Annotated in this window: 6 protein-coding genes; 2 read left to right on the plus strand and 4 right to left on the minus strand. The window is 74.9% G+C overall.

Annotated elements, in window-relative coordinates; genetic code table 11:
- Window positions 1-175 precede the first annotated feature (175 nt).
- Together ABD308_RS35460 and ABD308_RS35465 are read right to left on the minus strand one after the other, a co-directional pair.
- On the minus strand, window positions 176-1,504 hold the full coding sequence (locus ABD308_RS35460) for an NAD(P)/FAD-dependent oxidoreductase (RefSeq protein WP_344344155.1): 1,329 nt from the start codon (window positions 1,502-1,504) through the stop codon (window positions 176-178).
- Between the two features lie 461 nt (window positions 1,505-1,965).
- Window positions 1,966-2,871 carry a TIGR01777 family oxidoreductase gene (locus tag ABD308_RS35465; RefSeq protein ID WP_344344157.1) on the minus strand — a complete coding sequence of 302 codons (906 nt, stop codon included), beginning with the start codon at window positions 2,869-2,871 and terminating at the stop codon, window positions 1,966-1,968.
- A gap of 106 nt (window positions 2,872-2,977) precedes the next feature.
- Here ABD308_RS35465 and ABD308_RS35470 point away from each other — a divergent pair, with 106 nt between their 5' ends.
- Window positions 2,978-3,478, plus strand: coding sequence for a GNAT family N-acetyltransferase (locus tag ABD308_RS35470; protein ID WP_344344159.1), 501 nt, complete (start codon window positions 2,978-2,980; stop codon window positions 3,476-3,478).
- Between the two features lie 111 nt (window positions 3,479-3,589).
- On the plus strand, window positions 3,590-4,636 hold the full coding sequence (locus tag ABD308_RS35475) for a DUF2510 domain-containing protein (RefSeq protein WP_344344161.1): 1,047 nt from the start codon (window positions 3,590-3,592) through the stop codon (window positions 4,634-4,636).
- Between the two features lie 30 nt (window positions 4,637-4,666).
- Here ABD308_RS35475 and ABD308_RS35480 read toward each other — a convergent pair whose 3' ends face one another.
- Both ABD308_RS35480 and ABD308_RS35485 read right to left on the minus strand, forming a co-directional pair.
- Complete coding sequence (locus tag ABD308_RS35480; RefSeq protein ID WP_344344163.1) at window positions 4,667-5,182, minus strand: DUF4240 domain-containing protein; 516 nt, start codon at window positions 5,180-5,182, stop codon at window positions 4,667-4,669.
- A 193-nt stretch (window positions 5,183-5,375) separates the two neighbouring features.
- The coding region (locus ABD308_RS35485) for a 2-oxo acid dehydrogenase subunit E2 (RefSeq protein WP_344344165.1) at window positions 5,376-6,197 on the minus strand (822 nt) is incomplete at its 5' end.

Raw genomic sequence — 6,197 nt, forward strand, 5'->3', positions numbered from 1 at the left:
GCAGACCAGGGCCGCCGCGGTCGAGGACGGCAGGTGGCCGGCGTCCACCTCGATCGTGGTGATCACCACGACGTCGATCAGCGGTCGTCCCGGCGGAGTGGCGCGCGGTCCGTCACCGGCCCGTCACCGGTCCGGCAGCCGGACCCGTGACGGACCCCGCGCCCCGTGCGGGTCGTCAGGCGGCCGCCGCCTCCCGCGTGGTGGCCGGCAGCCCGAGGTCACGCGCCACGGCCTCGGCCGCGCGCCGCCCGGAGACCAGCGCCCCCTGCACGCTGCTGGTGTCCCGGTGGTCGCCGCAGACGTACAGCCCGGCCAGCAGCCGCACCGGCCGCCGGGTGTTGTGCGGCGGCGGCATGGCGGGTACCGCGTCCGGCAGGTGCCGCACGCTCAGGAACCGCCAGCCGCCGACCGGAGCGCCGTACAGCTCCGCCAGCCGTTCGCGCACGGCCGGCTCCAGCGCGGCCGGCCCGCCGGCGTCGAAGGTGCGGCGGCCGAGCACGGTGGTGGCGATCAGCGCCTGCCCGGGCGGGGCGTACGAGGGGTGCAGCTCGCTGAGCACCAGCGAGTGCGAGACCAGCGACGGCTGTCCGCCCGGCCGGTCGCCGTCCAGCAGCAGGGCGGCCTCGCCCAGTGGGGCCCGGTCGGCCGCGTGGTAGAAGGTGGTGACGGGGTGGAAGCCGGGCAGCCGCAGGCCGGGCAGCAGCTCGGCGGCGGAGCGGGGGTCGGTCGCGACGACCACGGCCTGCGCGCCGATCCGCCCGTGCTGGGCGGTCTCCACGCCGTCGGCCGCGATCGAGACCACCCGCACGCCGGTGCGGACGGTGCCGGGGGGCAGGGCGGCGGCCAGTTGGGCCGGCACGGCCGCGATCCCCCCGGCGGGCAGACAGAGCCGGCCGCGCGCGTAGCAGCGCAGCACCAGGTCGGCGACCCGGCTGCTGGTGCCGAGCGCGGGGTCGCTGAGCAGGGCGCTGAGCAGCGGGCGCAGCAGGCCGTCGACGGTGCGCGGGGCGAGCCCGCGTTCGCCGAGGGCCCGCGCGGCGGTGGTCTCCGGCCGGGCGATCAGCCGGGCGGGCGGGGTGGCGGCGAGCCGGTTGAGCCAGCCGCCGAGGCGCGCCTTGTCCAGCGGGCTGCCCAGTGGTGCCCGGGCGGTGGCCTGCCGGGCGGTGGTCAGCTGCGGGTCCCCGACCCGGTACCGGCGCCCGCCGTTGTGCACCAGGACGCCCGGGGCGAGCGGGCGCAGGTCGAGGCGGTCGAGGTCGAGCACGCGGCCCGGCTCGGGGAAGGCGGTGTTCAGCAGATGGCTGCCGTGGTCGAGGCGGAAGCCGTCCAGCTCCTGGGCGGCGGCGCGGCCTCCGACGAGGTCCGCGGCCTCCAGGACCTGGACGGCGAGGCCGTGGCCGGTGAGCTCGCGGGCGGTGGCGAGGCCTGCGAGGCCGGCTCCCACCACGATGACGTCCGGGTCGGACTGTCGGCGGGTGCGGCGGATGAAGTCGTACGTGGGCACGGGTGGCTCCCTCCCTGGTCCCGGATGTTTCGGGCCGGCGCAGGCAGCGGGGTGCTGGGACACGGTCCGACCGGTGTGATGCCCCGTCAGTGCGAGGGTCAGACAGGCGCGCCGGGCCCGATTCCGAGGCCGGAAAGGGGAGTGATCGCATCCAGTGGGTGCGCCGTCACGGACTGTGCGCCGATCCGGCCGCGATTCCGGCCCGGCGGGCGCGCACGGTCACCGGGGGCGCGTAACGCGCCCACCACGTGCTCCCGTGCGCCCCCTCTCAGAGCCCCTCCCGAAGCGCTCGAAGGACCCCCGACGCGGCTGCCCGGCTGCGCCCGCCCTCCCCCCGGCATATGCCCCTGGCCAGGGTGAACGTCGTACCCGGTCTACGCGGCGGGGTCGGGCGCGACCGCGCGCCCGACCCCGGGACCCCGTGGGGCCCCGTGGCCGACCCAGGGCGGGCCGACCCGTGCTCAGAGCGCCGCCCGCACCGCCGAGTCGACGTCCGGGTGCTCGAACCGGAAGCCCGCGTCCAGCAGCCGGCGCGGCACCACCCGGTGACTGCCGACCACCTCGACCGCCAACTCGCCCAGGACCGCGTCCAGAACGGCCTTCGGCACCGGGAACGGCGTCGGCCGGTGCAACGCCCGCCCGAGCGCCGTCGTCAGCCCGGCGTTGGTCACCGGCTCCGGCGCGGTCAGGTTGACCGGCCCGCTCATGTCCTCCCGGTCGATCAGGAAGCGCAGCGCGGCGACCTCGTCGGCGAGCGAGATGAAGCTCCAGTACTGCCGGCCGTCGCCGAGCCGGCCGCCGAGGCCCAGCCGGAACAGCGGGAAGAGCCGCCCGCCCGCGCCGCCGGCCGCGGAGAGCACCAGCCCGGTGCGCGGGTGGACGACCCGGACGCCGGCCCGTTCGGCCGGTCCGGCGGCGGCCTCCCACTCCACGCAGACCCCGGCCAGGAAGTCGTCCCCGGCGGGCGAGGACTCGTCGATCACCCGGTCCCCGGTCTGGCCGTAGTAGCCGACGGCCGAGGCGCTGACGAGGACCTTCGGCGGTTCGTCCAGCCCCGCCAGCGCGACGGCCAGGGTCTCGGTGCCGAGCACCCGGCTCTCCCGGATCTCCCGCTTGTAGCCCTCGCTCCAGCGCCGGTCGCCGACCCCGGCGCCCGCGAGGTGCACCACCGCGTCGACGTCGGCCAGCCCGGCCCGGTCGACCTGGCCCAGCAGCGGGTTCCAGCCGATGGCGGTGGTGCCGTCCGGCCGCGGCCCGGTCTTCGAGCGGTGCCGCACCAGCCGCACCACCTGGTGCCCGTCCGTCAGCAGCGAGTCGACGAGCGCCGAGCCGATCAGTCCCGTGGATCCTGTGACCGCGATTCTCATGCGCCCATCCTCGCAGCCGGGACCCCGAGCGGCCGGGAGCGCCCGCTCCGCCCGGCGCCGGGTAATTCCGTGTACGTCCGCGCCGGGCGTGGTTAGCATGCCGCGCATGCGCGAAACCGACGATCTGATCATCCGCCCCGCCCACGCCGACGACGAGAAGGAGCTCGCCGTCCTCAACCGCACCACCTGGACCCCGCTGGCCGAGGTCGCCCCGAGGCCCGCCGAGGACGCGGGGGTGTTCGACGAGCGCCACACCCCGGACCAGTTCCACCTCGCCCTGCTCGACGGCCGGATCGTCGGTTACATCCGGGTCGCCCCGCCGACCCCGCTGGCCAGCAACCAGCACGTGCGCCAGATCCAGGGCCTCGCCGTCGACACCTCGGTGCGCGGCCGGGGCATCGGCGTCGCGCTGGTCGAGGAGGCCTGCCGGGTGGCCCGCGCTCAGGGCGCCCGCCGGATCACCCTGCGGGTGCTCGCCCACAACGCCCCGGCCCGCGCCCTCTACGCGCGCTGCGGCTTCGTGGCCGAGGGTTCGCTCACCGAGGAGTTCCTGATCGAGGGCGAGTACGTCGACGACATCTGGATGGCCCGCCGGCTCACCGACTGAGCCCGCCCCGGGTGCCGCGCTGACGAGGTGTCAGGGTCGGTACACGGGTGGTGCAGAGTCGTGACAGACCCGGCCTGTATCGAGCGTCACCCGGCCGGGTACGGTCATGCCGTGAGCAACTCGACGCCTCCCGGGTGGTACCCGGTTCCGGGTGCGGACGGCACGGCCGGCCACGAGCGCTGGTGGGACGGCACGGCCTGGACCAGTGACGTGCGGCCCGTCCAGGCGGGCGGCGGCCAGATCGCCGACGCCCCGACGCAGGTCTCCTGGCAGAACCCCGGACAGCCCGCCGCGCCCCCGCCGCCCTCCTACGGCTACGGCGCCCCGCAGCAGGGGCAGCCCGGGTACGGATACCCGGCGCAGAACCCGCCGGCCTACGGCTATCCGCCGGACGCCTTCCCGCCGCCGTCCCGGCCGAACCGGATGAAGACCGGCACGGCCGTCGGCATCGGGGTCGCGGTCCTGGCCGTGGTCGGCGTGGTCGCCGCCATCGCGCTCAACAGCGGGGGTGACGGGCCGTCCGCCAATCCGACCCCGCCGGTGACCACGGTCACCGTCACCGACACCCCGAGCCCGACCGCCCCGGCCCCGACCACGACCACGACCAGGCCGGTCTCGCCGCCGCCCACCACGGCGCCGCGCCCGAGCCCGGTGGTCAAGGACACCGTGGCGGACCCGCAGCACGCCATCACCGTGCCGGTGTTCGAGGGCTGGGAGGCGAACACCAGCGGAACGCACTCGACGGTCTTCCTCGGCACCGGCCAGTACACCTGCCCCGGCGGCGGCAACTGCATCCGCGGCCAGTTCTCGGTCGAGAAGGACACCATCTCCGGCAGCACCGCCCGCGCGGCGGCCGAGGCGGCGATGCCCGCCTACGCGGCGGCGATCTTCAACGACATCACCTCGCACACCGACGCGGGCTCGTCCAGCACCACGGTCGCCGGCATCTCCGGCTACGCGGTGCGCTGGCACGTGGTGACCGCGGACGGCGGCAAGGGCTACATCCTGTTGGTCGCCGTCCCGGCCAAGGGCGGTGGCTACGTGGCCTTCGAGGGCGGGGTGGACGACGCCGCGGGCGCGCCCGACCCCTCGGTGCTGGACCAGATCCTCAAGGGCGTCAAGCAGGACACCAGCGCGGCGGACGACTCCAACACCTGAGCCCCGGCCGGGTGCGAGGCCGGGCCGTGCTCACTCCCCGTACCGCTCCCAGAGCTTGGGGAACCGTTTCGCCATCACGTCCGGGTCGTCGAAGTCGAAGCCGGCCCCGGACGGCCGCGCGGGCTGCCGCCCGCCCACCTCGGGCAGCGGCAGCCCGGTCAGCTGCTCGTACGCCTCATCGGCGGCGTAGCCGAGGTCCTCGGCCTCGCCGTCCTCCTCCTCGTCGAACTCCGGCAGCAGGTCCGCCAGGTCGTCCGGCTCGTGCAGGCCGCCCTCGAAGACCTCCCGGCCCTGGCCGATCAGCCAGCACCGGAAGTAGTCGAAGGAGTCATCGGAGGCGCCGCCCAGCAGCAGGTACGCCGCGCCCCACAGGTCGTGGCGGTACGCGCGCTGGAAGCGGGCCTCGAAGAGCCGGGCGAAGTCGATCACATCGTCCGGGGCCAGCTCCCCGAGCCGTTCCACCAGGCGGTCCGCCTGCTCGTCGGGGTCGCCCTCGGCGGCCTCCCGGGTCTCGTCGATGATCAGCCAGAAGTCGGTCTCGTCCATCACCGCTCCAGCATCCCTGTTCAGCCGCACGCGCGCATGCGAAGAACGGGTGAATCACCCGGAACCGCGCGAAAAACCCGGAACGGCGTGAAGCCCCCGCCGAGGCCGCCGGAACCGTCCCCGGACGCGCGGAACCCCGCGCCGTCCGGGGACGGTGCGGGGTTCCGGTGCCGAGGAGCGGACTCCCGGGGCCTTACAGGCCGAGCTCGACCTCGAACTCGCCGGCCTCCAGGATCTCCTTGACCGCCACCAGGTAGCGGGCGGCGTCGGCGCCGTCCACCAGGCGGTGGTCGTAGGAGAGCGACAGGTAGGTCATGTCGCGGATGCCGATGGCGGTGCCGCCGTCGGCCTCGATGACCACCGGGCGCTTGACCGTGGCGCCGATGCCCAGGATCGCGGCCTGGTTCGGCGGCACGATGACGGTGTCGAACAGCGCACCGCGCGAACCGGTGTTGCTGATGGTGAAGGTCGCACCGGACAGCTCGTCCGGGGTGATCTTGCTGTCGCGCACCTTGCCGGCCAGCTCGGCGGTCTTCTTGGAGATGCCGGCGATGTTGAGGTCGCCCGCACCCTTGATGACCGGGGTCATCAGACCCTTCTCCGAGTCCACCGCGATACCGATGTTCTCGGTGTCGAAGTAGGTGATGGTGCCCTCGGCGTCGTTGATCCGGGCGTTGACGACCGCGTGGGACTTCAGCGCCTGGGCGGCGGCCTTGACGAAGAACGGCATCGGGGAGAGCTTGACGCCCTCGCGGGCGAGGAAGCCGTCCTTGGCCTTGGCGCGCAGCGACATGATCTTGGTGACGTCCACCTCGACCACGCTGGTGAGCTGCGCCTGCTCGTGCAGGGCCTTCATCATGTTGTCGCCGATGACCTTGCGCATGCGGGTCATCTTGACCGTCTGGCCGCGCAGGGCGGACGGCGCGGCGGCGGCCTTCGGCGCGGCGGCCGGAGCGGCGGCGACCGGGGCCGGAGCCTGGGCGGCCTTGGCGGCCTCGGCGGCGGCCAGGACGGG

The organism is Kitasatospora putterlickiae, from assembly GCF_039527695.1.
In the GTDB taxonomy this organism is placed as follows: Bacteria; Actinomycetota; Actinomycetes; order Streptomycetales; family Streptomycetaceae; genus Kitasatospora; species Kitasatospora putterlickiae.